Genomic DNA, 26,530 nt, shown 5'->3' on the forward strand with positions numbered 1-26,530 from the left:
TGTAGGACGAATGAGCGATACGAAAGACACTGGTGGCAATACGGGCGGGCGCAAGCCGCTCACTGTTTCCCGCAAGACCTCGGGGACGGTGAAGCAGAGCTTCAGCCATGGCCGGTCCAAACAGGTCGTCGTGGAGACGAAGAAACGCCGGACGGTTGGTCCGGGCGGCTCTGAGGGAGGCGGCGGCGCAGCTGCATCCGGCTCCGGTAAGGCAGAGCCTTCGCTTGAGCAGAAGCTGAAGGCGATCGCGGCCCAGCGCGGGATTACCGTGGCAGAGCTGATCGCGCAGCAGAAAGCGCTGGCTGAACGCAAGGCCCAGCAGAACGCGCGCGAGAAAGAAATCGAGAAGGACAAGGCCGCCCAGGAGCGCCTCCGGTCCGAACAGGAGCGCAAGCTCCAGGAACAGAAAGAGCGTGAAGAGGCCGAAGCCCGCCGCAAGGCTGAGGAAGAAGCCCGCAAGGCAGCCGAAGCCGCGGAGAAAGAGCGTGCCGAGCGCGCCTCGAAACCTTCCCGTGCAAAATCGGACTTCCAGCCGGCACCCGGCGAGCCTGCTCCTGCTGAGGAAAGCGCCGGCCGCGGAAAGCGCGGCAAGTCCGGCCGTGACGACCGCAATGAGCGGCCGCGTAACGAAGCCCCGTCCCGTGGTGCACGCGGGGGCGATTCCCGCCGCCGTGGCAAGCTGACCATCACGTCTGCCCTTGGCGACGATGCCGATCGCCAGCGTTCGCTCGCGTCGGTGCGCCGGGCCCGTGAGCGTGAACGTGAGCGCCGCGGTGGTGGTGGCGGTGAGCGCGAGAAGGTCTCCGTCGAAGTCACGTTGCCTGAAACCATCACGCTGCAGGACTTGGCCGGCCGGATGAACGAGCGCGTCGCAGACGTCGTGAAGTTCATGATCCAGCAGGGCGAGATGCTGCGTGGCAACGACATCATCGATGCCGACACGGCCGAACTGATTGCCGAGGAATTCGGCCACACCGTGAAACGTGTCTCCGAGGCCGATGTCGAAATCGGTCTGGAAGGGGTTGAGGACGATCCGAAGGATCTGGAGCCGCGCCCGCCGATCGTGACCATCATGGGCCACGTCGACCACGGCAAGACCTCGCTGCTCGACGCCTTGCGCAAGACGGACGTGGTCTCTGGCGAAGCCGGCGGCATTACCCAGCACATCGGTGCCTATCAGGTGAAACTGAAGTCGGGCGAGCGGATCACGTTCCTCGACACGCCAGGCCACGCGGCCTTCACGGCGATGCGGGCACGCGGTGCAATTGCGACCGATATTGCCATTATCGTTGTGGCGGCTGACGACTCGGTCATGCCGCAGACGATTGAATCCATCAATCACGCCAAGGCGGCCGGTGTGCCGATCATTATCGCCGTGAACAAGAGCGATCTTGAAACGGCCGACCCGAACAAGGTGCTGACAGACCTGCTGCAGCATGACGTTCAGGTTGAGAGCATGGGCGGTGAAACCCAGGCGGTTGCTGTGTCGGCCAAGACCGGCATGGGCCTTGATGAGCTGACCGACGCGATCTCGCTTCAGGCCGAACTGCTTGAGCTGAAGGCCAATCCGAACCGGGATGCTGACGGCATCGTGGTCGAAAGCCAGCTGGACAAGGGCCGCGGCCCGGTTGCGACCGTTCTGGTCAAGCGCGGCACGCTGAAGCGCGGCGATATCGTCGTCGCCGGCACCCAGTGGGGCAAGGTGCGTGCTCTGGTCGACGAGCGCGGCCAACAGCTGAAAGACGCTGGACCATCCCAGCCGGTCGAGGTGCTTGGCCTCGATGGTGCGCCCGACCCGGGCGAGGCCTTCGTGGTTGTCGATACTGAAGCTCGCGCCCGTGAAATCACGGATTACCGTATCCGGACGAAGCGTCAGGTCGCCGGCAAGGCCGGTGTTGCCGCACGTGCTTCGCTGGATCAGCTGCTGACCAAGCTGAAAGAGGGCGCTGTCGAAACGTCCGAACTGCCTGTCGTTGTCAAAGGCGACGTGCAGGGGTCGGTCGAAGCGATCAGCCAGTCGCTGGACAAGCTGTCGACCGAAGAAGTCCGCGCCCGCGTCATTCATGGCGCTGTCGGCGGTATTTCCGAAAGCGACGTGCTGTTGGCGAAATCGTCTGAAGCTCCGATCTTCGCGTTTAACGTCCGTGCCAACAAACAGGCCCGCGACCTTGCGGAGAAGGAAGGCGTGGAGATCCGCTATTATTCGGTGATCTACGACCTGATCGACGATGTGAAAGCGACCCTGTCGGGCATGCTGGCACCGGAGAAGCGTGAGACCTTCATCGGCTATGCCGAGATCCTCGAAGTCTTCAATATCACCAAGGTCGGCAAGGTCGCTGGCTGTAGGATCTCTGAAGGCAAAGTGCTTCGCGGTTGTGGTGTCCGCCTCCTGCGCGACGATGTCGTTATCCACGAAGGCAAGCTGAAGACGCTGAAGCGCTTCAAGGACGAAGTGAACGAAGTGACGGCCGGTATGGAATGCGGCATGGCGTTCGAGCGCTATGACGACATCCGGGTCGGCGACAAGATCGAATGCTTCCAGGTTGAGGAAATCGCAAGAACGCTCGACTAGTCTGGTCCTCCATGACTGAGCCGCTCACCGTCACCGGTCTTCTGACCGAGAAGGATGTCAGGAAACTGACACGGCTGGCGCGTGGCGGCACAGTCGGGCCAACGGCGGTCTACTATGCCGGTGTGACGGCGCCGATCATCTCGGCCAGCATGTCGGTCCTGATGCGCAATGCCATGATCATGGTTGGGGCCAGTCCGTATTGGCAATGGCTTGTGGCGGCCCTCGTCGCAGCCTTCGCCGGTATCGCCTGGTATCTGATCTTCATCCGGTGGTCCTACCGCCATGTTCATGGGCGCGGTACGGAAACCCGGCTGGAGACCAGCATCGCACTGGAAGAGGACAGTCTGGTCGTCCGGCGTGGCGGTATTGAAACACGCGCCGCCTGGAGCAGTGTTACGAATGTGGCAGCCACAGGCGGGCATGTTACGGTGCGGTTGGACGGGGCAGCGCCGCTGATCATCCCGAATGCCTGGTTTGGCAAGAACAAGACCGCGCGTCAGGCTTTCCTGGCCCGGCTCAATGAGAAGGTTCCATCCTGATGGCCCGCAAATCCGCCCCGCCCGGCATGCCATCGCAGCGTCAGTTGCGGGCTGGTGAACTCGTGCGCCATGCCCTGACCGATATTCTCTCGCGCGAAGCCTTTCGCGACCCGGATCTGGAGCAGGTCATGATCACGGTCGGGGAAGTACGCTGCTCACCGGACCTGAAGCATGCGAACGTGTTCGTGTCTCCGCTGGGCGACGACTCCGATGAGGGCCGGACGAAACTTGCCAATGCGCTCAACCGGGCAGCCGGTTTCCTCCGTGGCCGTCTCGGCCGGGAGGTTGAACTGCGTTACACACCGGAACTGCACTTCATCGCTGACAAATCCTATGACGACGCCACGGCGATCGACCGTCTCCTGATGGATCCGAAGGTCCGCCGGGATGTGGAAGGCGAATAGGCCTAGCTGGTCCGGTATTCTGGACCGGATGTAAGTTGACTTACTCTGGCCACATTGCCAGCATTTCATGACATGCCGAAAAGGGGCCATAGGAAGCGCCCCGGAATAGGGGCAAGTGATGGATCGCCAGACGCTCGACATGGAAGGCGCCCGCCAGGGTGAGATTTCCGCTGCCTCGCTGCAGATGGGCGATGACACGATTGCCATACAGCGCATCGCGACAATGAGTGTGGAAGCGAAAGATTTCTTTCCTTGGGACACGCCGAAGAACCGCGTGACGCAGAAGGGCTATGCCACCGCGTTCGTGTCGCTGATGTTCTTCGCGCTGATGGGCATCGGCTGGTGGGCCGTGCTGCCGGGCCGGCCATCCAGCATGGTGATGCTGGCGATCGGCGTCGTGATGCTGATCGGTGCCATGGTCTGCGGCCTGCGGGCGGGGATGATTGCGGCGAAGCTGCGGGTGAAGCAGAAATATTTCCGCCTCGTCATTGGCACGTCGGATGCGCGCCAGATCCCGTTGGTGGACGATAATCGCGACGTGCTGTGCAAGATCCGCGATGTGGTACGCCACAAGATGGACACCGACGACCGCACGATCATGGGCGATTTTGATCTGAATCTCGACATCGTGAACCTGAAATCCCCGAACCCGTCCCCGGGCCAGCCGGACCCTGAGCCCCCGCGGGGCCGGGCTTCAGCTGTGCCGGAACGCCCGGCAGAGCCGGAACCGAAACCGCTGCCCGAGCTCGGCGATGCGGACAATGACCCGCCGCTGCCGAAGCTTGCCCGCCGGCATGATGACGACCATCAGGACGCCCTGTTCGACAAGGTGGCCGAGGCGATGAAGCCGGCCTCCTGACCGGGAACACAATTCGCCCGGTTGACGGCGGGGGTCCGCCCGCTTAAGGCCCTCGCTTTCCATTCTGCCAGACCGCATCGCGGCGTCCGATCCGCCGGCCGGTGCAAGGGAGTTGATCTTGGCGAGACAGCGCAAGCGCAAGGGCGATCCGGTCACCGGATGGCTGAACCTGTTCAAACCGGTCGACATGACCTCCACTCAGGCCGTGGCGATCCTGAAGCGCCGCTACAATGCCGCGAAGGTCGGCCATGGCGGAACGCTTGATCCGCTGGCAGACGGTATCCTGCCGATTGCCTTCGGGGAGGCAACCAAGACCGTCCAGTGGGCGATGGACGCCGAGAAGGAATATGTCTTCACCATTCGCTGGGGCATTTCCACCGCCAGCCAGGACGCGGAAGGGGAGGCGACGGCCACTTCCGATGCGCGGCCGACGCGGGATGAGGTCGAGGATGTCCTCAGGAACTATGTCGGCACGATCGAACAGGTCCCGCCGAAATACTCCGCCATCAAGGTGGACGGCCAGCGCGCCTATGACCTGGCCCGCGAGGGTGAGGATTTCGAACTGAAATCCCGCGAAGTGGACGTGTTCGAGGCTGCCGTGATCGGCATGCCGGATCCGGATCATACGGTCATTCACGTCACCTCCGGCAAGGGCTTCTATGTCCGGGCCATGGCGCGAGACCTGGCGTTCGACCTTGGCTGCGAGGGCCATATCAGCCAGCTGCGCCGCACGCGCGTCGGCAATTTCGGCGCCGCGACGGCCGTGCCGATCTCCAGAATCGAGGAGACCGAGGACAAGGCGGCACTGCTTGCCCTGCTGCAGCCGGTCCAGGCCGTACTGGACGATATTCCCCAGCTCACCATCACCCGCGACGAGGCCGCCAATGTGCGCCAGGGCCGCGAGATCCAGCTGATGCCCCATCTTGTGGAACAGTGGCGGGTCGAGCGCGTGGACGATGACCGCTCCGCCCTCGTCATCTGCGATGGCCACGCCGTGGCGATGGGAGAGGTGCGTGCCGGGCGGTTTGAGCCGGCCCGCGTATTCGTAGCGTAATTTTTCACGTCGCCTCCACCGGATTTTAAACCTGATCCCCCATACAGGCGTGATGGATTTCGTGGAAATCTTCGCGCGCTTTTATGCCCTCGGGTTCGGCCTCGTCGTTGGCGGCGGGGCGCTGGCCATTGTCATCTGGCGCGACAGCTGGCGCTGGCGCCAACTGGCGGAGGCCTATGAATCCGCCGCCGAGCCGGAAGGTCCGCGCAAGCGTTTCAGCACGGTGATCCTGCATGGCCGGGGCGTTGCCTATAATTCCTACCACTCCATGGTGACGCTTCATGTGGACCGGAAAGGTATCTGGCTGCTGTTCCGACCCTTCCTGCTGAACATTCCAATCTTCAAGCCGCTCTACATTCCGTTTGCCGACCTTCAGGCCACGCCGCAGAGCTGGATGCTGATCCACAGGACGGTGGAGCTCGAAACCGGAAAAACGCCGGGCCTCAAGATCGTGGTCTGGCAGCGCACTGCCGACTGGATCGACGAGCAGAGCGGCGGCCGCCTCGGCCTCTTTTCCCGGCAGGCGAGCCGCATGGCCGCCAGCTGGCCGAACTGATCCCGGCGCGCCCTTTGGCCGCCTAGAGCGTCGCCATGTCGATCACGAAGCGGTACTTCACATCGCTGGCGACGACGCGGTCATACGCTTCGTTGATGTCCTTCATGGCGATCACTTCCACATCGCAGGTTATGTCATGCTCGGCGCAGAAATCGAGCATCTCCTGCGTCTCTTCGAGACCGCCGATGCCGGAACCCGCAATGCGCCGCCGGTTGGCCAGCAAGAGGCCGCCATGCATCTCTTCCAGCGGTTCGATCGCGCCGACGATCACCATCGTGCCGTTGCGGGCGAGGAGGCCCAGATAGGGGTTCAGGTCGTGCTTCACCGGCACGGTGTTCAGCAGGAAATCGAAGCTGCCCAGATGCGCCTTCATCTGTGCCCGGTCTTTCGAGACCAGCACATCGCTGACGCCGAGGCGGCGCGCATCCTCTCCCTTTTCGGGTGAGGTGGTGATCATCACGACTTCTGCGCCGAGGGCGACGGCGAACTTGATGCCCATATGGCCGAGGCCGCCGAGGCCAATGACGCCCACCTTGTCGCCCTTGCCGATATTCCAGTGCTTCAGCGGCGACCAGCTGGTGATCCCGGCGCAGAGCAGGGGGGCGACCTTTTCCGGCGGCAGTTTCTCAGACACTTTCAGCACGAATTCCTGGCGCACCACGATCTGGCGGGAATAGCCGCCAAAGGTCGGTCCGCCGATCACGGGCTCCGTGCCGCCATAGGTGCCGACCATGCCTTTCTCGCAATATTGTTCGTCCCCGTCATGACAGGCCGGACAGGCAAGGCAGGCATCCACCATGCAGCCGACGCCGACGAGATCGCCCACCTTGTGCTGCGTCACGTCCGGGCCGATCTCGCTGACCCGGCCGATGATCTCGTGCCCCGGCACGAAGGGATAGCGCGAGCGGCCCCATTCATTGCGCGCGGCATGGATGTCGCTGTGGCAGACGCCGCAATGCGTGATGTCGATCAGAACATCGTTCGACTGCAGGTCGCGGCGCGTGATCTCGAACGGTTTCAGCGCCTCCGTGGCGCCCTCTGTTGCGTATGCGTGAACCTGCATGATGTGCCTCCCTTTATCGTTAGAAGCATTTCACCGGAGCGGGGCCTTGTCCATGCGTGCCGGTGCGGGAGGCGGGCCCAGCGCTGAGAGCCGGACTGGCATCGGCCATCCGGTTACGGGTCGATATTTGCTCCTCACTTGTCGGACACACGTGGATTGCTTTGTTTGACGGACAGCCACAAGAAGTATTGGACGCTTGTGCCGCGCTCGCATCACTCGAACCGCAGTACTTAGGTGAATTTGATACTCGTATAGCGTTGGTGAATTGGGCTCATGCACAAACGCTTCTTGGAAATGATGCCCAAGCAAACCAAGTTTATATTGCTTTTGCTGATGGCGATTATGGGTCTGAGGTTCGTTGGCCGGAAGTTATTGTCGAGGATTTCCGAATCCTGCGGGCCGCTGGCTACGTCCATCGAAACATGGACTTCATTTTGGCGATTATAGGAGCTCCGGAATAGCGCTCTGGAAATATGGGCATGGGATTACGCCAACTCACCTCGCCCCCTTCCAATTCGCCCCGAAATGAGCCATAAGCCGCCGCTTGAGGTGGGCCCTTCGGACCTTGACCCTGCTGGACGACATCCCGGCTGTGGCCATTGACCCCGGAAACCACCGAAAAACCCCGCCAAATCAGGCGTTTAAGTGAACCCCGCCGCAAGGCGACAGTACGAAAGATATTCGATGTCGATTACCGCTGAGAAAAAAGCAGAGCTGATCACGAAATTCGCCACCAAACCGGGCGATACGGGCTCTCCAGAAGTGCAGGTCGCGATCCTGACCGAACGGATCAACAATCTGACCGACCACTTCAAGACCAACAAGAAAGACAACCACTCCCGCCGCGGCCTGCTGGCCATGGTGGCAACGCGTAGAAAGCTGCTTGACTACGTCAAGGGCAAGGATGAGGCGCGCTATACAAAACTCATCACCGAACTGGGCATCCGCCGCTAGGGCGACCCAAAACAAGCCCGCCGGGCAATAGGGCCGCGGCGGGCTTTTCGTATGTGAAGAAAGACAAGACGAAATGTTTAACAAGCAATCCGTGTCGCTGGAATGGGCCGGCCGCACGCTGACGATTGAAACGGGCCAGGTGGCCCGCCAGGCCGATGGCGCCGTTATGGTGACGTATGGCGACACGGTCCTCCTCGCGACGGCCGTTTTTGCGAAGGAAGCCAAGCCCGGACAGGACTTCTTCCCGCTGACGGTCAACTATCAGGAAAAATACTACGCATCGGGCCGCATCCCGGGTGGCTACTTCAAGCGTGAAGGCCGCCCGACCGAGAAAGAGACGCTGACCTCGCGCCTCATCGACCGCCCGATCCGCCCGCTGTTCGTTTCCGGCTTCAAGCATGAAGTCCAGGTCGTGCTGACGGCTGTGTCCTACGATCTCGAAAACGATCCGGACATTCTCGGAATGATCGGCGCCTCCGCGGCGCTCGTCCTTTCCGGCGCCCCGTTCATGGGCCCGATCGGCGCTGCGCGTGTCGGCTACAAGGATGGCGAATACATCATCAACCCGAGCCAGATGGACCTTGAAGAGTCCGAACTGGACCTCGTCGTCGCCGGTACGGCCGACGCCGTGATGATGGTGGAATCTCAGGCCAAGGAACTTTCCGAGGACATCATGCTGGGCGCCGTTGTCGCCGGCCATGACGCCATGCAGCCGGTGATCGACGCGATCATCGACCTCGCCGAGAAAGCCGCCAAGGCCCCGTTCGACTTCGAGCCGGTGGACAACTCCGCCGCTGTCGCCGCGATCCAGGGCATTGTCGGCGGGGATCTCTCCGCTGCCTACAAGATCACCGAGAAGCTGGCCCGTCAGGCCGCCGTGGCCGAGGCCCGCGACAAGGCGAAAGCCGCGCTTGTCGGCACCGAGGAAGCGCCGGGCGAAATGTCCGCCGAGACCTTCAAGGCAGCCTTCAAGGAAACCGAGGCCGCTGTGGTCCGCGGTGACATCCTGAAAACCGGTGAGCGCATCGACGGTCGTAAGCTGGACCAGGTTCGCCCGATCGTGGCCGAAGCCGGCTTCCTGCCGCGTACCCACGGTTCCTCGCTCTTCACCCGCGGTGAAACGCAGGCGATCTGTGTGGCAACGCTGGGCACGTCCGACGACGAACAATATATCGACAGCCTGGACGGCACCCGGAAGGAGAACTTCCTGCTGCACTACAACTTCCCGCCTTACTCCGTCGGCGAGACCGGCCGGATGGGTGGTGCTGGCCGCCGCGAGATCGGCCACGGCAAGCTCGCATGGCGCGCGCTGAAGGCTGTGCTGCCGGATCACGCGGAATTCCCGTACACGATCCGTCTCGTCTCCGAGATCACCGAGTCCAACGGCTCGTCCTCGATGGCGACGGTCTGCGGCTGTTCGCTGGCCATGATGGACGCCGGTGTGCCGGTGAAGCGTCCGGTCTCCGGTATCGCCATGGGCCTGATCCTGGAAGGCGAAGAGTTCGCCGTCCTCTCCGACATCCTGGGTGACGAAGACCACCTCGGCGACATGGACTTCAAGGTCGCCGGGACGGAAGTCGGCGTGACCTCGCTCCAGATGGACATCAAAGTTGCCGGCATCACCAAGGACATCATGGAGAAAGCCCTCGCCCAGGCGAATGGCGGCCGTATGCACATCCTCGGCAAGATGGCGGAAGCCCTCGGCGAAAGCCGCGGCCAGCTCTCCGACAACGCCCCGCAGATGGAAATCATCAAGGTGCCGACCGACAAGATCCGCGACGTGATTGGCTCGGGCGGCAAGGTGATCCGCGGCATCGTGGATGAGTCCGGCGCAAAGGTGAACATCGACGACGATGGCACCGTGCAGGTTTCTGCCCTCGACCGCGCCTCCATCGACAAGGCCCTGCAGATGATCAAGGAGATCGTTGCAGAGCCGGAAGTCGGCGAGATCTATCAGGGCACGGTCGTTGGCCTGAAGGACTTCGGCGCCTTCGTGAACTTCTTCGGTCCGAAGGACGGCCTCGTTCACGTGTCGCAGATGGCAAACGAGCGCGTTGGCCATCCGAAAGACGTGGTCAAGGAAGGCGACAAGGTCTGGGTCAAGCTGCTCGGCTTCGATGACCGCGGCAAGGTCCGCCTGTCGATGAAAGTCGTCGATCAGGAGACCGGCAAGGAACTCTCCGAAGACAAGGGCGGCGAAGAGGAATAATCCTCGCCCCTCAACGGACTTCAGAAGGCCGCCCCGAAACGGGCGGCCTTTTTATTGCCCAGATGTTTTCCGGAACCAGGCCGCATTTCACGCGTCAACTCTGTCAGCAACAAGAACAGATGAGCCGTAACCATGCCTGCCACCAAGACTTATGAAGCCTCCCGCATCGTCTTTGCGCCTGAAGACACGATCTATGGCGTGATGACGGATATCGACCGGCTTTCCCTCTGGCTGCTGCCGGACGGGGAAGACGTGCGGATCGACAAGTTCGACCTGCGCCCGGGCGGACGGTTCCGTGTGGCATTTACCCCCGCCGACGACTGCCCCGTTCAGGCGATCAATGGCCGCTTTATCGACATTGTCAGTGACCAGCAGATTGTACAGGTTGTGGAACTGGAGTCCGCCCTTCAGGGCTTTACCGGCACGATGCGTATCATCTGGTGTCTCGAAGACGTGCCCGAAGGCACCTGCCTGCGGCTTGCCGCGCAGGACATGCCGCCGGGCCTCGATGCCGAATGGCTGACCCGCCAGTTCGAGGTCACGCTTGACCGGCTCGCCCTGCTGGTGGAGCGCCTGCCCAGCGCCAGCATTATCTATTCCGAAGCCGGTGCCCGGCCCTGTTAAACGCCCGCGCCTGATAGCGCCTGCTTCACCGCGGCAATCGTCCGCTTCACATCCTTTTCATTCGTCCGCCAGCTGACGACGCTGATGCGCATGGCGCGTTGGCCGTTCCAGGTGGTGGGGGAGAAGAAGGCCTCTCCGGTGGCGTTGACGCGGGCGATGATCTCGTCCGTGAAGGCGTCATTCTCTTCCTTGCTCGCGCCCGCCCGTTCGAAGCGGACGAGGCCCTGGTTCAGGACCGGATCGTTCAGCGCGCGCGCGCCAGGCAAAGAACCGATACCGGAAACCAGCGCGCGGCAGTGATTGCAGCAGCGGTCGATCATGTCGGCCACGCCCTGCCGCCCCAGTTCCTGAAGCGCGGCATAGACCGGGATTGCCCGCGCCCGGCGGGAGAGTTCGAGGTTCCAGTCATTCGGATCGCGCGCTTCCCGGGTGGGGGAAAGATAGGTGGCGCCCAGCGCCATGGCAGCGCGGTGGGCGTCCGTATCGCGCACGAAAGCGATGCCGCAATCATAAGGCACGTTCAGCCATTTATGGCCGTCGGTTGCCCAGCTGTCGGCAAGCTCGATCCCCTCGGTCAGCGGTCGCAGCCGCTCGCTCACCCGCGCGAACAGGCCGAAGGCGCCGTCAACATGCACCCAGGCGCCCGCCGCCTTTGCCACCGGGATCAGTTTCGCAAAATCGTCGAACGTGCCGACATTCAAATCCGCCGCATTGAGGCAGAGAATGATCGGCCCGTCATAGTGGGAGAGCTTGCGTTCGAGATCGTCCAGCAGCATGTCGCCCATCGCCCCGGTATCCACGTCCACAATGTAGGACTGGCCGATGCCGAGATAGCGAATGGCAGAATCGATGGAGCCATGCCGGTTGCGGCTGGTCAGCACGCGGATCGCGGGCGCGCCGAACAGGCCGTCTTCCTCCACATTCCAGCCTGCATTGGCCAGCACGCGGTGGCGCGCCGCGGCGAGCGCCGTGACATGCGCCATCTGGCAGCCGGTTGTGAAGGCGAAGGACGCCTCGCGCGGCAGGTCGAACAGATCCTTCAGCCATTCGCCGGCGATTTCCTCGATCATGGCGGCAGCGGGGGCGACGGAGAACAGGCCGACATTCTGGTCCCAGGCCGAGACCAGCCAGTCTGCTGCCGTGGCAGACGGCAGGGACCCCGCCATCACCCAGGCGAAGAACCGCCCGCTGGCGTTGGCATTGAGGCCCGGCGTCGCCTTGGCGGCAAGATCGTCGATGATCGCGCCCGCGTCTCGCCCCGTTTCAGGTAGCGGCGCCGCGAAGGCGGCGCGCAGCTCGGCGGCGCTCGCCTGCGCCCCGGCCGGGCAGTTGCCGAGATTGTCCAGCCATTGATGGGCATGGAACCGGGCGCGGTCGAAGGGATCAGACATGTGAGGTCTCCTCGTCCCCCCACGTCATACGCCTGTGGCCGGGCAGGACCACCCGGAAAATGTCGTTCCCGCTGCAGGCGTGCGGCGGTTTCCCCGTTGAAGCGCAAGGGTATTTGCCGCAAAAGCCAATGCATGACCAAGCGCAAATCCTTCCTCATCGCGATGTCCGGCGGGTCCGGCTCCGGCAAGTCCACCCTGGCCGAGGCCCTGCTGGAACATTTGCCGGACGGCAAGGCGGTCATGTTCGGGGAAGACGCTTATTACCACCCGATGAGCTTCTATGGTGCTCCAGCGACCGAGGCCGAACGCCAGGCCCTGATCGCGACGATCAACTATGATGCCCCGGCCTCGAAAGAGGTCGACCATCTGGTGAAGGACCTGAAGGCCCTGAAATCAGGACAGGGGATCGACCAGCCGATCTATGATTATGACCGCCACGATCGCAGCACCAAGACGCGCCGGATCGAACCTGCGCCGGTACTGATCCTCGAAGGCATCCATGCGCTCTCCATGCCCAAGATCCGGCCCTTGATCGACCTGTCGGTCTATGTCGACACGCCGGACGATCTGCGCCTCGCGCGCCGGATCCGGCGGGACGTGGTGGAGCGTGGGCGCGATGTGGAAAGCGTGCTGCAGCAATATCTTGGCACCGTCCGGGCGGCGCATTACCGCTGGACCCATCCGGCGAAGTTCGAGGCCGATCTCGTGATCGCCGACGAAGGCCTGCCGGCCTATGGCAATGTGCGGCCGACGGGCGAGGCGCTGGAGCGGATGCTGGCGCCTGTGCTGGCGCGCCTGCAGACGGCCGGCGTGATCTGAAAAACCGGAAAATTGACAGTTCTGCTGTAACTGTTCTGTTCATCTTCGGCGCGGTAGACTGCGCAGGCCATGAAGATGCGCGCGCTGTTTCTTGCCTCCGGCTTCCTGTTTGCGGCCCTGCCGGCCGCGGCCTGCAATATGGATGTGCACCATCGCGGTGTGACTGTGGCGGATTATGTCGAGACCGTGCAGCCCTGCCTGCGGGCCTGGCCGGCGGGCTACACCGCCGATGCGCGGATGGAGGCGGACTTCTTCACCCGCGTGAATGAGGAGCGCACGTCGCGCGGCCTGACGCCGCTGCGGTACCGGCCGGAATTGCTGGACGCCGCGCGCTTCCAGAGCCTCGACATGGCCTACAACAAATTCTTCGGGCATGAGAGCCCGGACGGGCGCCACCATGATGCGCGCGTCGCCGCCTTCGACCGCAGCGCGCTGGTCGAGTTCAGCGCCGAAAATGTCGCCATGGTGGAAGTCATTGGTGGGCGGTGGAATCTGAAACGCAATGCCGTTGATCGCCTGCACGGCAATCTGATGGACAGCCCCGGCCACCGGGCGAACATTCTCAATCCGGATATTACGGATGTTGCGATGGGGGTTGTGCGGACGGAGTCAGGTGTCTGGGTGACGCAGGTTTTCGTTGAACTGTCCGGTTCGCTGCCTGCGCCGCTGCCTGTGCGGATGCGGCCGGGCCAACGGCTGGACATGCAGCCCGCGCTGCGCGAGTGGAATTTCCAGAACTTTGTCGCGAAGCAGGCGGACAACCGCTACACGGCGCTGGGCAAGGCGATCCCGAAAGGCCTGAGCGGTGATTTCGAACTGACCGCGAATGGCCGCATGCGTGGGGAACTGCCCGGCATGTATTACACGATCCGCCTGCCGGGGCCGGCCGTGACGGTGGGGCGCTAGGCGTCAGAGGAAGCCGGCGATCTCGTCCAGCGGTTTCTTGATCAGGGCATGTTTTGGCACCATGGCGCCCTCCGCCGGGTGGCCCGCGACGAGGATCAAAAACGGTTTCTCCGTCTCCGGACGGCCGCAGATACCGTTCAGGAACTTCATCGGGTTCGGCGTATGGACCAGCGAGGCGAGACCTGCTTCGTGGCAGGCCGCGATCAGCAGGCCCGTGGCGATGCCGACGCTTTCATGGATGTAGTAATTTTTGCGGTCTTCGCCTTCCCGCACGCCGCCGCGGCGCTGGGCGAAGATGCAGATCAGCCAGGGCGCGGTTTCCATATAGGGCTTGTCGGCATCGGTGCCGATCGGGGCGAGGGCATCCAGCCATTCTTCCCCTGCGCGGCCTGAATAGAATTCGCGTTCCTCGGCCTCGGCGGCCTCGCGGATCTCGCGTTTCTTTTCCGCGCTGCCGACGCAGGCGAAATACCAGGGCTGGTGGTTCGCGCCCGACGGGCCAGAGCCTGCCGTGCGGACGCAGGCCTCGATGACATCCTGCGGCACAGGCTTGTCAGAGAACTGACGGACAGAGCGGCGGCGCGCCATCCGGTCATGGAAGGCGAGGGCCCGGGCCAGCATTTCGTCTTCCGGCAGATCGGCATAGCCGGTCAGGGGCACATGGGTCTCGGGCGAGGTTTTCATGCCTCACCGATACCATGCGCACCTGACCGGGCAACATCACTTACCGGTTATCGAATTCCGCGCGGACGAGCTCCAGCCCCCGCCGCGTGATGCGGTAAGGCTTGCCACCTTGCGAGGCGATGGCACGATTGCGCTTCAGCTTGCGGAAGAGACGGAGGCTGAGGCCCGGATAGCGCCAGCCATCGCGGGTAAAGCAATGCAGTTCTTCCGGCTTGTTGTGTTCGTTGCGGATGATTTCGATATGCCCGCCCTGTGCGAGCAGGTGGAGGATGCGCTGTTCTGCGCGGGAGATATCCATTGTAGGTGGTCCGAAGTCGGGCGCCGCACTTCGGAGATGTGACGGCGCGCAAAAACGTTCACTGGCGTCAATTGCCAGCGGCATCGTTCTCGCCGGCCTGCCTGACGCTGATCCTCAGCGCCTCAAACGGCAGGCCCCTTACCGGGACTCAAACATGGAATTGGACATAAACGCTCCGTTGAGCCGCCTATCTGGGTAAGCAGCCCTCACGGGTCAAGTCTTTTCCGTGCGGATTATTCTTCTTCAGGAAGCTCCGGGACGCCGACGGCGTGGAAGCCGGCGTCGACGTGGATCACTTCGCCGGCAATGGAGTGGCCGAGCTCTGACAGGAGGTAGAGTGCACAGCCGGCGACGCCGGACATTCGAGTGTCTTCCTTGAGGAGGGACCAGTCACGGCCCGTGCCCATAAGGCTCTTGCCTCCGCGGATGCCCGCGAGGGAGAGCGTGCGCATCGCGCCCGCACTGATCGCATTGACGCGGATGCCCTGATGGCCCAGGTCGCGCGCGGCATAACGGGTGGAGGCTTCGAGCGCGGCCTTGGCAACGCCCATGACGTTGTAAGACGGAACGGTCCGCTCGGCGCCGAGATAGGTCATGCAGATCATCGCGCCGCCATCCGGCATGATCTCTGCCGCGCGGCGGGCGCTGTCGATGAAGGAATAGACGGAGATGTCCATCGCGCGGCGGAAGCCTTCGCGGGACGTATTCGCGACCATGGAGCCGACCAGCTCGTCCTTGCCGGCAAAGGCGATGGAGTGGACCAGGAAGTCGATCTTGCCCCATTTCTCCTTCACGGAGGCGAAGGCGGCGTCCATCGAAGCGTCGTCGGTCACGTCAGCAGGGATCATGAAGTCCATGCCGATGGACTCGACCAGCGGGCGTACGCGGCGTTCCAGGTTCTCGCCCTGATAGGTGAAGGCAATCTCGGCGCCTTGGGCGGCCAGTTGCTGGGCGATGCCCCAAGCGATGGAGTTCTGGTTGGCAACACCCATCACGATGCCGCGCTTGCCCTTCATCAGGGTGCCTTCGGGCGGGGTCCAGTCATCAGCCATGGCGCGAATCCTTCCTGCTTGTCTTTGAAGAGAACGGCTAGGGGGGCGGTTGGGCCCCGTCAAGCGCGCCGGATCAGGCCGGCTGGTCCATGTTCTTCAGGCCGACGCGCATGTCGGTGGCCGTGTAGACATGCTCGCCGTCGACATAGACGCGGCCATCGGCGATGCCGAGGACGAGCTTGCCGCGGCGAACGCGCTTCATGTCGATTTCATAGCGCACCAGCTTCTTGTCCGGCGTGATCTCGCCGGTGAAGCGGACATCGCCCACGCCGAGCGCGCGGCCCTTGCCGGGGCTGCCGGACCAGCCGAGCCAGTAGCCGACGATCTGCCACATCGCATCGAGGCCAAGGCAGCCCGGCATGACGGGGTCGCCCGGGAAGTGGCATTCGAAGAACCAGAGGTCCGGCGTGATATCGAGCTCAGCCACGACATGGCCCTTGCCGAACTGGCCGCCATCCATCGTGATCTCAGTGATCCGGTCCATCATCAGCATCGGCGGGGCCGGAAGCTGGGCGTTGCCGGGACCGAAATAGCCGCCCTTGCCGGATTCGAGCAGGTCTTCCTTGGAATAGGAGGATTTGGGCGTGTGATAGTCGTGCGGTCCGGACATGCGTGATTTTCCTTAACGTCAGTAACCGGCCTTGAAGGCACCGGACCGCCCGGATTGTCAACTCATGAGGCGCGGTTTTGGCCTCAGAGGCCCGTTTCGCCAGGGTCTGCGCCCCATAGCGAGGGCTGGGGCGCATAGCCCTTGAATTCCTGGGCCTGGACGCGGCACCAGCCGCGCGAACAGGCGCCCAGATCGACCAGAACGCCCCGGCCCAGGTCGGCCACGGGTTCGGCGCCCGGCGTCGGATCCTGGCGCAGGACGGTGGGCGTCTGGACATAGGCCTTGTGGCCTTCTTCCAGCATGCGGGCATGGACCCAGACCTCAGTGCCGGAGGGGTCGCGTACGCGCCGCCAGTTCTGGCTTTCCTTGATCACCAGAAGGGGCAGGCCCTTGCGCTGGTATTCCCACAGGACCGGGTGTTGCTTGGACGGGCCGGCGCGGCCGTTGACCATGGCGAATTTCAGGGTTTCGAAGCGGGGGACCGGCTTTCCGGAGAATCGCGACACGCGCACCAGCTCCGGTGCCTGCGCCATGGCGGTCCCTCCGAGGAAGAACACGACCGAGATCAGAAAGGGTGCCCACTTCATGTGCATCAGCTTCCAAAGCGAAATCTGCGACAAGATTGCACGCTCTGGTGAATTAGCCGTAAAATCTTCGGCATTGGCGTACCGGCAGGGCTTTGCTAAGGCCTCCGCAGAGTCGATTATAAAAGATACAAAGGGTGCTCATGCCGACCAGGAAGCTGAAGATCGTCGTCACCCGCAAACTGCCGGCTGCGGTAGAGTTGCGGATGAAGGAGTTGTTCGACGCCCGCCTCAATGAGGACGATCACCCCTTCACGCAGGAAGAACTGGCCGAGGCGATGCAGACCGCCGACGTGCTGGTGCCCACCGTGACCGACCATATCGACGGCCGCCTTCTGGCGCGGGCAGGGGAGCAGCTCCGCCTGATCGCCCAGTTCGGCGCCGGTGTGGACAATATTGACGTGCAGAGCGCCATCCAGCGCGGCATCACCGTCACCAACACGCCGGGTGTGCTGACCGACGATACCGCCGATGTCGCCATGGCGCTGATCCTTGCCGTGCCGCGCCGCCTGCATGAGGGCGCGCAGATCATGGATGGCGGCGGCTTCGATGGCTGGACGCCGACCTGGATGCTCGGCCGCCGTCTCGCGGGCAAGCGCCTCGGCATCATCGGCATGGGCCGTATCGGCCAGGCCGTTGCGCGCCGCGCAAGATCCTTCGGCCTGCAGATCCACTATCACAACCGCAAGCCGGTCGGCGCGCGGATCGAGGAACAGCTCGAAGCAACCTATTGGGACAGCCTCGACCAGATGCTGGCCCGCATGGACATCGTCTCCATCAACTGCCCTCACACGCCGGCCACGTTCCACTTGATGAATGCCCGCCGGCTGGAGCTGATGAAGCCGGAAGCCTACATTGTGAACACGGCCCGCGGCGAAGTCATCGACGAGGCGGCGCTCGCCCGTGCCATCAAGGCCGGCAAGCTGGCCGGGGCCGGGCTCGACGTATTCGAACGCGAACCGGCGGTGAACGAGGAACTGATCGGACTGCCGAACGTCCTGCTGCTGCCACACATGGGCTCGGCCACGATCGAAGGCCGCACCGAGATGGGCGAGAAGGTCATCATCAACATCAAGACCTTCGCCGACGGCCACCGCCCGCCAGACCGCGTGATCCCCGCGATCCTGTAGCGTTGACGCCTGTCAGCGCCGTGCCTTTCTGAGATTCCGGGCGCGGGCGCGTACGGAGGCGGCCGGATCCTTTTCCGCATCTGCAAGCGCGGCTTCCGCTTCGGCGGAAATGCCGTGATCGCGTTCGGCGAGATAGCAGAGAAGGTCCAGAGACCAGGCCCGCAGGAAGGGGCGCGGGCTCGCCAACAAGGGACGGGCAAAGGCGAGCAGGTGATCTGCTACATCGTCTGGATAGGGCAGGAGACGGGCGCTCTGACAGATGTGCAGTTGCGCATCCCAGGTCGTGAGACCGGTAAGCCGGCCTGCCAGTTTCACGCACTGGTCCGGCGTCAGGAGCTGGTCGTTTTCGGCATGATGCTTGATCAGCCAGGTCGCCCCGGATGAGATCGCATCGTTCTCATCCGTGGACAGAACGACCAGTTCATTGAAATAGGCCTTTCCTGATCCGTGTGCCGCCGCAGCCTCGGTGAGGACGGAAGGGGACTTGCGGTCGAAGGCGGCAAGCTGGTCTCTCAATCCGTCGCTATTTGCCATTGCGATACCGGATGTCCGATCAGTCCAGCGCGCCGATATAGGGCAGGCCGCGATATTTGCCGGCATCGTCCATCCCGTAGCCGACGAGGTAGCGGCCCGGCGAATCGAAGGCGCAGAAATCGACGCCGTTCTCTCCGCGGGGCGCCCACGGCTTTTGCGTCAGCGTGCAGGTAATGACCTCTTTCGCGCCCTTGGCCAGAAGGTGTTGCTTGGCGAATTCGAGGGTGCGGCCGGTGTCGAACACATCGTCCAGCAGCAGCACGCCGCGATCCTTCACCTGCCGCGACAGGTCCGCCCGGACGACCACCCGGCCGGAGCTTTCGCGCGCATCGCGATAGCTCTCCAGCCAGATGACATCCAGCATCGGGTGCACGCCGCGCCGGGCGAGCGCCTTCATAAGGTCAGACGTGAAAGGCGTCGCGCCGATCAGGATGGAAACAACCGTCCAGTCTCCGGTCAGGCGCGGGGCCAGCCGGTCGGCCAGTTCGTCGATCCGCGCCATCAGCTGGTCTTCCGGCACGAGCACTTCGATCTTCTGGGCGTCGCTCATTCCGTCTCGTCTCCGGCGGGCAATTCAGGCGCCGCCTCATCGTCCGGCGTTTCAGGCGCCGGGGGTGTCAGCGCGCTCTGGGACACACCGGCCTTGTCCACCAGGGAGAGTTCGATCTGGAAGCTCTCCATCGGGGCCTGCTCCAGCACGATCTGAAAACTGCCCTGAGACCCAGCGGGCAGGCGGGCCGGCGTGATCGAGCCATAGCGGGTGGCGACCGTGCGGCCGCGTTCGTCTTCCAGGTCCACTTTCACCAGCGGTGTATCGACGGTGGAGCGTGCCACGTTCACGGCATGGCCCGAAACGGTGACGACCGGTACGGTGTCGTTGAAGGTGCGGGAGCGTTCGATGTCGGCGAATTCGATGCCGAACCGGTTCACATTGAAGCCGGCCATCTTGTAAGCCCCGGCGGCGCGCGGGAAAACCTTCACCACATCATTGCGGAACATGATGGCGGCCACACCCAGCACAAAGAACAGGACGGCCGTGCCGATCCAGGAGAGGAGAGCGACCGTGCGGCTCTTGCGGCGGCGCTGTTCGCGCACCCGTTGGCGGTAGATTTCATGGGCGGCGGCTGGATGGGCGCCAGCCTTTTCCATTTCCAGCCCCGGCGGGCCCACAAACCAGGAATGCCCGCAGGCGGCGCACTTCACGGTGCGGCCGCTTTCACCGATTGTTGAGTCATCGGCGAAATACTGTGTCTCACAATTCGGGCAGGTGAGGATCATGCCTTGGTCTTTCCCGCAATTCGCCCCAATAATCCAGCCATCCGGGCCAATCGATGGAGCCGATGACCCTTTCGAGACTCGACCCTTTTGACGATATTGCTGTGCGTCTGGATAACGTGTCGTTACGCTACGACACTTCGGATGACGTTCTTAGCGGTATTGATCTCAGCCTGAAACAGGGATCTTTCACATTCCTGACAGGCGCGTCTGGCGCGGGAAAATCCAGCCTTCTCAAACTCTTGTACCTGGCGCTGAAGCCGTCGCTCGGCGAAGTCTCGCTGTTTGGCCGGCCGACCGGGCGCCTCGCGCGCGATCAGTTGTCGGCCATGCGCCGCCGGGTGGGCGTCGTGTTCCAGGAGTTCCGCCTGCTGGAACACCTCTCCGCCTATGAAAACGTGGCCCTGCCGCTGCGTGTGGTTGGCCGCAAGGACGCCGATTACAGGGGGGATGTGGAGGAGCTGCTGGCCTGGGTGGGCCTCGGCAAGCGCCTGCACGCAAAACCGCCGACCCTGTCGGGCGGGGAACAGCAGAGGGTCGCCATCGCCCGCGCCGTAGTGACCCAGCCGGACATCCTGATCGCCGATGAGCCGACCGGCAACGTCGACCCGGAAATGGGCTCGCGCCTGATGCGCCTGTTCCTGGAGCTGAACAAGCGCCGGGGCACGACCGTGATCATCGCCACGCACGATCTCGGCCTGGTGCGGCAGGTGGAGGCGCCGGTCTACCGGCTGAACAATGGCCTTCTGGTGCGCGATGTCGAGTTCGGCGGAGACGGCGCAGCGGGCCGCCGGCGGACCGACCCGGCAAAGGCGGAAGACTGATGGCACGTGAAACGCCCCTCCTGCCCGTTGAGGACGCCCGCGAGGCGGCGCTGTTCTTTGTCGTTGCAGCGCTCTGTTTTCTGGCGGCGCTCGCGGCCTTGTCGGCCAAGTCGACCTATGGCGCCGCGCGGGCCTGGACGGCGGAAGTGGAAGGCGAACTGACCGTTACGCTGCAGGATGTCGACCGGAGGGCGGCGGAGGACGCCCGCAAACTGATCGAATCGACGGACGGCGTGGCGTCTGCGCACCTGTTGTCGAAGGATGAGATCGACGAATTGCTGGAGCCCAATTTCGGCAATCGCGGCCTGCCGGACAGCCTGCCTCTCCCGCAGCTGATCGCGGTGACCGCCGACCCTCATGTGCCGGACATGGGTCCGACCCTGCAGCGCGTGCTGACGCAGGCGGGCTATAACAGTGCCGTGGACGAACATGCCGACTGGGCGGGCGATGTCCGCCGCGTGCTGGCGATCACGCGGCTGATTGCGCTGACGGCGGTGGCGTTATTGGCCTCGACCGCTGTGGCGGTGATTGCCTTTGCGACCCATGCCGCGCTGCTGGCCCGGCGGGACATTGTCGATGTGCTGCACCTGTCGGGCGCGCGCGACCGGTTCATTGCCAGCCTGTTCGAGCGGCGCTTCTGGGTCCTTGGCCTGCGGGCAGGGGCGGTGGGCGCCTTGCTGGCGCTCGGCGCCGCGGCCGCAGCGATCTTCGCCGCAAAGGCCCATGGCGGGCACGCCGGCCTGCTGCCGGAGCTGAGCCTTGATTACCTTGACCTTGTCGTCCTCGTTCTGACCCCGGTGATCGCCGGGCTTGCCGCCCGCATCGCGGCCCGCATCACAGTGATCCGCGCACTCAAGAGCATGATGTGAGCAAGAACGGCCGTCCCCGGCGTGGAAAATCCCGGCTCGGCACGATGGTGGTCGTGTTCGTGCTGGGCCTGCTTGGCATCGACTTCCTGCTATTTGCCCAGCGCGCAGCGAACATGAAACCGGACACGGGCGTGAAAGGCGATGCCATCGTGGCGCTGACCGGCGGATCTGGCATTCGCATCGCGGAAGGGGTGAAACTGGTTTCCGAAGGGCGGGGCGGGCACCTGCTGATTTCCGGCGTGCACCCGGACGTCACCATGGAAGACCTGATCAGCCTTGCGGGCGGCGACCCGGAAGTCTGGGCCTGCTGCGTCACCATCGGCCATGCGGCGGAGACCACGCTCGGCAATGCCGAAGAGACCGCCGCCTGGGCCTATGAGAATGGTTATGACGACCTGATCCTGGTCACGTCCGACTATCACATGGCGCGCAGCATGCTGGTGCTGCAGGACGCGATGCCGGACATCACGCTCGAGCCTTGGCCCGTGCGGACCGTGATCGACCCATCGCGCCTGTTGACGGATTACAAGTCCCTCAAGGGCGTATTCCTGGAATGGGCGAAGTGGCGGGTAACGACGCTGGAATGATCGCGCGCGATTGGCTAAGCCAGCGGGCATGAGAGTCTTCACTTCCCTCCTGTTCGTGATCTGGCTGTACCTGTGGATGGCCATTCTCGGCATCTTGTTCCTGCCGGCACTGATCCTGCCGCGCTGGGCGACGATTTTCGGCATCCGCACATATGCGCGCACCATCCGCCTCGGCCTGCGCCTGATCTGCGGCATCAGCACCGAAATCCGCGGGCGCGAGAACATGCCGGAAGGTCCTGTGATCTATGCGGGCAAGCACCAGTGCATGTACGACGTGTTCATTCCCTTCCTGGTGATGCGCGACCCCGCCATCATCATGAAGAAGGAACTGCTCTGGTATCCCTTCCTCGGCTGGTACGCGCTGAAAGCCGCGATGATCCCGATTGACCGGGCGGGTACGACCAAGACGCTGAAGGCCATGGTCGCCGAGGCGAAGAAACGGGCGGAAAACTACCGACAGATCGTCATCTTCCCGGAAGGCACGCGCAAGGCGCCGGGCGCCCCGCCGGATTATCATGCCGCAGGCATCTCCGCGCTGGCAAAGGCCATCGAGGCGCCGATCGTGCCGGTGGCGACCAATGCGGGCCTCTGTTGGCCAGGCAGGGGCCTCCTGCGGCGGCCCGGAAAGGTGGTCTACGAGATCCTGCCGCCAATACCGGGTGGCCTGCCGCGCAGGGACATGATGGCAAGGCTGCAGGGCGAACTGGAACCGGCGACGGATAAGCTGGTGAAGGAAGGCCTTGCCGTACAGGGCCGCGAACTGCCGGCCACTTAGAGGAATTCCGGATATGGTGTCGTCTTCCACGCCGAAGAAAAAACCCCGCTTCGGCCTCTTCCTGCCGTTTGTCTTGCTGCTGCTTGTCGTTGGTGCCTGGTCGGCCTGGTGGCATGTCGCCAGTGGCCGGATCGATCAGGCCGTGGACGAATGGATCTCGGAACAGGAGGCTCAAGGCGCGGCGTTCACCTATGCCGGCCGCCACATGGGAGGATATCCATTCCGCTTCGAACTCGTGTTCGACCAACCGGCGTATTCCGGCAGGCCCGGGGAAGCGTCCTGGGAAGGCGACCGGGCCGAATTCGTGATGCAGGCCTGGAATTTGACCCACATGATCGGACGCATGCCGGGTCATCACGTCATCACCGGTGCAAACGGCATCCGCAACAGCGTCGATTTCGACGGGCATGCCGCCTTCAGCCTGTCCTGGAACAAGGCGGGGCTGAACCGGTTGGGCTTCCAGTCCGGCGAGGCGCAGGCGCTGGTTGGCGGGCAGGTCTACGAGATCAGCAATCTGTCCCTGAACCTTGCCCCTCGCCCGAAGAGCCCGGACGATCTGATGATCGCGGCGCAGTGGGACAAGCTGGCGCTGGAGGCGGCGCCTGTGGCTGCGCCTTATCTGGGTACGGAGCTTGGGCCCTCCCGCCTGATCGGGGAAGTGCGCAGTTTCTTTCCGGCCTATGAGGCGGCTGGCCGCGAAGTGGGCGGCGTCTGGCCCATGCTTCTGGAAGATGGCGAGGTGGAAGTTGCACAGCTCTTGCTGGACTGGGGCCCGCTGGACCTTGGCGCGCAGGCCAATCTGACGCTGGCGAATGGCCGCTCGAACGGCGCGTTCAAGGTGCGGATCGAGAATGCCGATGCGCTGAAGCAGGCCATGATCGATACGGGTCATTGGAATCAGCAGGAGCAGATCGTGTTCGGTACGTTGGCGCCAGCCTCACGCGATGGCGGCTTCCTGACCCTACCGGTGATCAACGATACGGTCTTTGTCGGCCCGGTGCCGCTGGGCAAGCTGCCCGGCAGCCGATCGTGACTGCGCCTTCCAGAGCGACTATCCAGTCGGCCTGCGAGGCCTTGTCTGTCATCGATCCGGCGCTCGCCCGCGCCTATGACATTGTCGGCGTGCCGGACTGGCGGACGCATGCGCCGAGCTATGCGCTGCTGGCGCGGACGGTGGTCTACCAGCTGGTCTCCACGCGCGCAGCCGATGCGATCTGGGTCAGGGTGGAGGGCTTTCTGGGTGAGGTGACACCGGAGCGTGTGCTTTCCTGCGACCAGGACAAGCTGCGCGCCTGTGGCTTGTCGCGTCCGAAACTCTCCCACATGAACACAATCGCCGACGCCATCGCGGAGGGCGCGCTGGATCTCGCCCGCGTCGAGGCGGCAGATGTGGACGCGGCCCGCGCCGAATTGCTGGCGGTGAAGGGAATTGGTCCGTGGACGGCAGACCTTTACCTGCTCTATGCCGCCGGGAAGGTGGACGCATTCCCGCATGGCGACGCCGCCCTGATGGAAGCGCACCGGCGCCTCGGCGGCTATGAGCAGCGTATGGCGAACAAGGCATTTTCCATGCATGCAGAGCGTTGGCGCCCGTACCGGGGCGTTGCGGCGCATCTTCTCTGGGGTTGGGTAAACACGGAGCGGGCGAAAGCGGGCATTCCGCCAGCCTGAGTGCCGGGCATTGCAAAACACCGTTCCTGTCATATTCTCTTGATAAGAATCGCCTAGATGAACAGGCGAAACCAAGAGGAGCGCACGCTTTCAGTCGGTTCGAACAACAGATTTCCAGTCTCTGTCGCATGGGGGGTCACCATGGCTGAGATACTTACGGCGCCGCCCAGCGGGCGGCCTGCACTGGTTCTGAATGCCGATTACAGGCCGCTTTCCTATTATCCGCTCTCATTGTGGCCGTGGCAGGAAGTCGTGAAGGCGGTTTTCCTCGATCGTGTCGATATCATTGCAGAATACGACTATATCGTGCGCTCTCCGAGCACGGAATTCCGCCTGCCGAGCGTCATCGCGCTGCGCGATTTCGTGCGCCAGGACCGTCCTCCAGCCTTCACACGCTTCAACGTGTTCCTGCGCGACGGTTTCCAGTGCGCCTATTGCGGCACGCACGACCAGCTGACGTTCGATCATGTCGTCCCGCGCTCGAAGGGCGGACGCACGACGTGGGACAATATCGTCGCCGCCTGTTCGCCCTGTAACCTGCGCAAGGGCAACAAGCTGCTGAATCAGACGGATATGCACCTGCTGCGCCGGCCTTTCCGGCCCAACAATTACCAGCTGCAGGAAACCGGCCGCCGCTTCCCGCCCAACCATTTGCATGAGACGTGGATGGACTATCTCTATTGGGATGTGGAGCTGGAAAGCTGATTAACCATCAGAGCGCTGTATTTGTTACATATTCGCACCTGAACTGTCATAAAAACTGTATGAAATCGGGCTATCCGCCAACGGATGTCCTTCTCGCGCGCGCAGCCGAAGCCTGATTACAAGGCGATTTTCATCTCCGATGTGCATCTCGGCAGTGCCGGGTGCCAGGCCGATGCGCTGTGCGCATTCATGAAAACGCATACATCCGAACAGCTTTATCTCGTCGGTGACATCATTGATGGCTGGCGCATGCGGAAGAAATGGTTCTGGCCGCAGTCGCACACCAACGTCATCCGCCGCATCCTGACCGCTGCGAAGCGCGGCACGGAAGTCACCTATATCATCGGCAATCATGACGAGTTCCTGCGGGCCTTCCTGCAGTTTCGGCTCGCCTTCGGCGATATCCGCGTGAAGAACCGCGCCCTGCATGATGGCGAGGACGGCAAGCGCTACCTCGTTGTGCATGGCGACATGTTCGACGGCATGATGCGGGCCGACCGCAAATGGATCATGCATCTCGGCGACCATGCCTATAATTTCCTGCTGTGGACGAACACGAAGCTGAACGCGATCCGCCGCCGTCTCGGCATGCCTTACTGGTCGCTCTCGCAGGCCCTGAAGAAGCGCACCAAGCGGGCGCTGAACCATATCCACAATTTCGAAGGCCATGTGGCGGACTATTGCCGCCGCAAGGGCTATGACGGAGCGATCTGCGGCCACATCCATGTCGCCGAAATGCGCGACATCGACGGCATAACCTACATGAACGATGGCGACTGGGTGGAAAGCTGCACCGCGCTGGTCGAGCATCATGATGGCCGCTGGGAAATCCTCCACTTCCAGCCCCACGCCGTGAAAGCGGACGAACCGGTGGCAAAAGAGGCCCGCATCAGGGCAGTGGCGTAAGCCCGTCCTTCCTTGTCACCCCGTGAGGAAGGGCGGGTCACAAACGCTGCTAACCGCGCCGCTTGACTTCCCGCGC

General features: G+C 63.2%; 31 protein-coding genes. 21 read left to right on the forward strand and 10 right to left on the reverse strand.

The features are described from left to right. The first annotated feature begins 10 nt into the window (after window positions 1-10). From infB to HY17_RS00535, 6 genes are all read left to right on the forward strand, one after another. The gene (gene infB, locus HY17_RS00510) at window positions 11-2,572 is read left to right on the forward strand and encodes a translation initiation factor IF-2 (protein WP_034761024.1); all 2,562 of its coding nucleotides are present in this window, start codon (window positions 11-13) and stop codon (window positions 2,570-2,572) included. 11 nt (window positions 2,573-2,583) lie between these two features. Then, complete coding sequence (locus tag HY17_RS00515) at window positions 2,584-3,111, forward strand: YcxB family protein (RefSeq protein ID WP_034761026.1); 528 nt, start codon at window positions 2,584-2,586, stop codon at window positions 3,109-3,111. Continuing rightward, window positions 3,111-3,515 carry a 30S ribosome-binding factor RbfA gene (gene rbfA, locus HY17_RS00520; RefSeq protein ID WP_034761029.1) on the forward strand — a complete coding sequence of 135 codons (405 nt, stop codon included), beginning with the start codon at window positions 3,111-3,113 and terminating at the stop codon, window positions 3,513-3,515. Before HY17_RS00515 ends, rbfA begins: the two co-directional genes overlap by 1 nt. Window positions 3,516-3,633: 118 nt before the next feature. Next, window positions 3,634-4,374, forward strand: a complete 741-nt coding sequence (locus tag HY17_RS00525) for a hypothetical protein (protein ID WP_034761031.1) — start codon at window positions 3,634-3,636, stop codon at window positions 4,372-4,374. Window positions 4,375-4,492: 118 nt separating this feature from the next. Then, entirely contained in the window at window positions 4,493-5,428 is a 936-nt protein-coding gene (gene truB, locus HY17_RS00530; RefSeq protein WP_034761034.1) for a tRNA pseudouridine(55) synthase TruB, read from the forward strand. A 52-nt stretch (window positions 5,429-5,480) separates the two neighbouring features. Next, window positions 5,481-5,984, forward strand: a complete 504-nt coding sequence (locus tag HY17_RS00535; RefSeq protein ID WP_034761036.1) for a hypothetical protein — start codon at window positions 5,481-5,483, stop codon at window positions 5,982-5,984. A gap of 22 nt (window positions 5,985-6,006) precedes the next feature. Here HY17_RS00535 and HY17_RS00540 read toward each other — a convergent pair whose 3' ends face one another. Beyond that, entirely contained in the window at window positions 6,007-7,047 is a 1,041-nt protein-coding gene (locus HY17_RS00540) for an NAD(P)-dependent alcohol dehydrogenase (protein ID WP_034761038.1), read from the reverse strand. A gap of 161 nt (window positions 7,048-7,208) precedes the next feature. On the opposite strand from HY17_RS00540, the gene HY17_RS20100 reads away from it, so the two are divergent. From HY17_RS20100 to HY17_RS00560, 4 genes are all read left to right on the forward strand, one after another. Continuing rightward, window positions 7,209-7,508, forward strand: coding sequence for a hypothetical protein (locus tag HY17_RS20100; protein ID WP_139068747.1), 300 nt, complete (start codon window positions 7,209-7,211; stop codon window positions 7,506-7,508). A 223-nt stretch (window positions 7,509-7,731) separates the two neighbouring features. Then, a complete protein-coding gene (gene rpsO / locus HY17_RS00550; protein ID WP_034761042.1) occupies window positions 7,732-8,001 on the forward strand; it encodes a 30S ribosomal protein S15 in 270 nt (89 codons plus the stop codon). A gap of 73 nt (window positions 8,002-8,074) precedes the next feature. Then, the gene (gene pnp, locus HY17_RS00555; protein ID WP_034761044.1) at window positions 8,075-10,210 is read left to right on the forward strand and encodes a polyribonucleotide nucleotidyltransferase; all 2,136 of its coding nucleotides are present in this window, start codon (window positions 8,075-8,077) and stop codon (window positions 10,208-10,210) included. Between the two features lie 132 nt (window positions 10,211-10,342). Beyond that, the gene (locus HY17_RS00560) at window positions 10,343-10,834 is read left to right on the forward strand and encodes an SRPBCC domain-containing protein (protein WP_034761047.1); all 492 of its coding nucleotides are present in this window, start codon (window positions 10,343-10,345) and stop codon (window positions 10,832-10,834) included. On the opposite strand, the gene HY17_RS00565 is transcribed toward HY17_RS00560, so the two are convergent. Continuing rightward, entirely contained in the window at window positions 10,831-12,225 is a 1,395-nt protein-coding gene (locus HY17_RS00565) for a pyridoxal-dependent decarboxylase (protein ID WP_034761051.1), read from the reverse strand. The genes HY17_RS00560 and HY17_RS00565 overlap by 4 nt on opposite strands. A 132-nt stretch (window positions 12,226-12,357) precedes the next feature. Between HY17_RS00565 and udk the strand changes: the two genes are divergently transcribed. Next, window positions 12,358-13,044 carry a uridine kinase gene (udk, locus tag HY17_RS00570; RefSeq protein ID WP_034761054.1) on the forward strand — a complete coding sequence of 229 codons (687 nt, stop codon included), beginning with the start codon at window positions 12,358-12,360 and terminating at the stop codon, window positions 13,042-13,044. Between the two features lie 75 nt (window positions 13,045-13,119). Continuing rightward, a complete protein-coding gene (locus HY17_RS19050; protein WP_175354402.1) occupies window positions 13,120-13,950 on the forward strand; it encodes a CAP domain-containing protein in 831 nt (276 codons plus the stop codon). Window positions 13,951-13,953: 3 nt separating this feature from the next. Here the strand turns inward: HY17_RS19050 and HY17_RS00580 are convergent, their stop codons facing one another. From HY17_RS00580 to HY17_RS00600, 5 genes are all read right to left on the reverse strand, one after another. Next, window positions 13,954-14,634 (reverse strand): nitroreductase family protein, encoded by a 681-nt coding sequence (locus HY17_RS00580; protein WP_034761058.1) that lies wholly within the window; start codon window positions 14,632-14,634, stop codon window positions 13,954-13,956. A gap of 40 nt (window positions 14,635-14,674) precedes the next feature. After that, on the reverse strand, window positions 14,675-14,932 hold the full coding sequence (locus HY17_RS00585; RefSeq protein ID WP_034761064.1) for a YjhX family toxin: 258 nt from the start codon (window positions 14,930-14,932) through the stop codon (window positions 14,675-14,677). Between the two features lie 233 nt (window positions 14,933-15,165). After that, on the reverse strand, window positions 15,166-15,984 hold the full coding sequence (locus HY17_RS00590) for an enoyl-ACP reductase (protein WP_034761067.1): 819 nt from the start codon (window positions 15,982-15,984) through the stop codon (window positions 15,166-15,168). Between the two features lie 73 nt (window positions 15,985-16,057). Beyond that, window positions 16,058-16,594: a bifunctional 3-hydroxydecanoyl-ACP dehydratase/trans-2-decenoyl-ACP isomerase gene (gene fabA / locus HY17_RS00595; protein WP_034761071.1), complete on the reverse strand. Its 537-nt coding sequence runs from the start codon at window positions 16,592-16,594 to the stop codon at window positions 16,058-16,060. Between the two features lie 83 nt (window positions 16,595-16,677). After that, window positions 16,678-17,181, reverse strand: a complete 504-nt coding sequence (locus HY17_RS00600; RefSeq protein WP_051599471.1) for an SH3 domain-containing protein — start codon at window positions 17,179-17,181, stop codon at window positions 16,678-16,680. 140 nt (window positions 17,182-17,321) lie between these two features. On the opposite strand from HY17_RS00600, the gene HY17_RS00605 reads away from it, so the two are divergent. After that, complete coding sequence (locus tag HY17_RS00605; protein WP_034761074.1) at window positions 17,322-18,308, forward strand: D-glycerate dehydrogenase; 987 nt, start codon at window positions 17,322-17,324, stop codon at window positions 18,306-18,308. Window positions 18,309-18,320: 12 nt separating this feature from the next. Here the strand turns inward: HY17_RS00605 and HY17_RS00610 are convergent, their stop codons facing one another. From HY17_RS00610 to HY17_RS00620, 3 genes are read right to left on the reverse strand one after another with little or no spacing between them, the layout of a single operon-like run. Then, window positions 18,321-18,842, reverse strand: coding sequence for a hypothetical protein (locus tag HY17_RS00610; protein ID WP_139068749.1), 522 nt, complete (start codon window positions 18,840-18,842; stop codon window positions 18,321-18,323). A 19-nt stretch (window positions 18,843-18,861) separates the two neighbouring features. Then, window positions 18,862-19,392: a phosphoribosyltransferase gene (locus HY17_RS00615; protein ID WP_034761078.1), complete on the reverse strand. Its 531-nt coding sequence runs from the start codon at window positions 19,390-19,392 to the stop codon at window positions 18,862-18,864. Beyond that, on the reverse strand, window positions 19,389-20,120 hold the full coding sequence (locus tag HY17_RS00620; protein WP_034761079.1) for an MJ0042-type zinc finger domain-containing protein: 732 nt from the start codon (window positions 20,118-20,120) through the stop codon (window positions 19,389-19,391). The genes HY17_RS00615 and HY17_RS00620 overlap by 4 nt, the downstream gene beginning before the upstream one ends. Before the next feature lie 62 nt (window positions 20,121-20,182). On the opposite strand from HY17_RS00620, the gene ftsE reads away from it, so the two are divergent. From ftsE to HY17_RS00660, 8 genes are all read left to right on the forward strand, one after another. Then, window positions 20,183-20,941, forward strand: a complete 759-nt coding sequence (gene ftsE, locus HY17_RS00625) for a cell division ATP-binding protein FtsE (RefSeq protein WP_051599598.1) — start codon at window positions 20,183-20,185, stop codon at window positions 20,939-20,941. Continuing rightward, window positions 20,941-21,810 carry an ABC transporter permease gene (locus HY17_RS00630; RefSeq protein WP_034761081.1) on the forward strand — a complete coding sequence of 290 codons (870 nt, stop codon included), beginning with the start codon at window positions 20,941-20,943 and terminating at the stop codon, window positions 21,808-21,810. Before ftsE ends, HY17_RS00630 begins: the two co-directional genes overlap by 1 nt. Beyond that, window positions 21,807-22,397 (forward strand): YdcF family protein, encoded by a 591-nt coding sequence (locus HY17_RS00635; protein ID WP_146740275.1) that lies wholly within the window; start codon window positions 21,807-21,809, stop codon window positions 22,395-22,397. The genes HY17_RS00630 and HY17_RS00635 overlap by 4 nt, the downstream gene beginning before the upstream one ends. A gap of 28 nt (window positions 22,398-22,425) precedes the next feature. Then, a complete protein-coding gene (locus HY17_RS00640) occupies window positions 22,426-23,172 on the forward strand; it encodes a 1-acyl-sn-glycerol-3-phosphate acyltransferase (protein ID WP_034761083.1) in 747 nt (248 codons plus the stop codon). Window positions 23,173-23,185: 13 nt separating this feature from the next. Next, complete coding sequence (locus tag HY17_RS00645) at window positions 23,186-24,205, forward strand: DUF2125 domain-containing protein (protein WP_034761085.1); 1,020 nt, start codon at window positions 23,186-23,188, stop codon at window positions 24,203-24,205. Then, window positions 24,202-24,843 (forward strand): DNA-3-methyladenine glycosylase, encoded by a 642-nt coding sequence (locus tag HY17_RS00650; protein ID WP_034761089.1) that lies wholly within the window; start codon window positions 24,202-24,204, stop codon window positions 24,841-24,843. The genes HY17_RS00645 and HY17_RS00650 overlap by 4 nt, the downstream gene beginning before the upstream one ends. A gap of 141 nt (window positions 24,844-24,984) precedes the next feature. After that, complete coding sequence (locus tag HY17_RS00655; protein ID WP_034761091.1) at window positions 24,985-25,548, forward strand: HNH endonuclease; 564 nt, start codon at window positions 24,985-24,987, stop codon at window positions 25,546-25,548. An 84-nt stretch (window positions 25,549-25,632) separates the two neighbouring features. Further along, the gene (locus HY17_RS00660; protein WP_051599474.1) at window positions 25,633-26,454 is read left to right on the forward strand and encodes a UDP-2,3-diacylglucosamine diphosphatase; all 822 of its coding nucleotides are present in this window, start codon (window positions 25,633-25,635) and stop codon (window positions 26,452-26,454) included. Window positions 26,455-26,530: the final 76 nt, after the last annotated feature.

Source organism: Hyphomonas sp. CY54-11-8, assembly GCF_000682735.1.
Classification (GTDB): Bacteria; Pseudomonadota; Alphaproteobacteria; order Caulobacterales; family Hyphomonadaceae; genus Hyphomonas.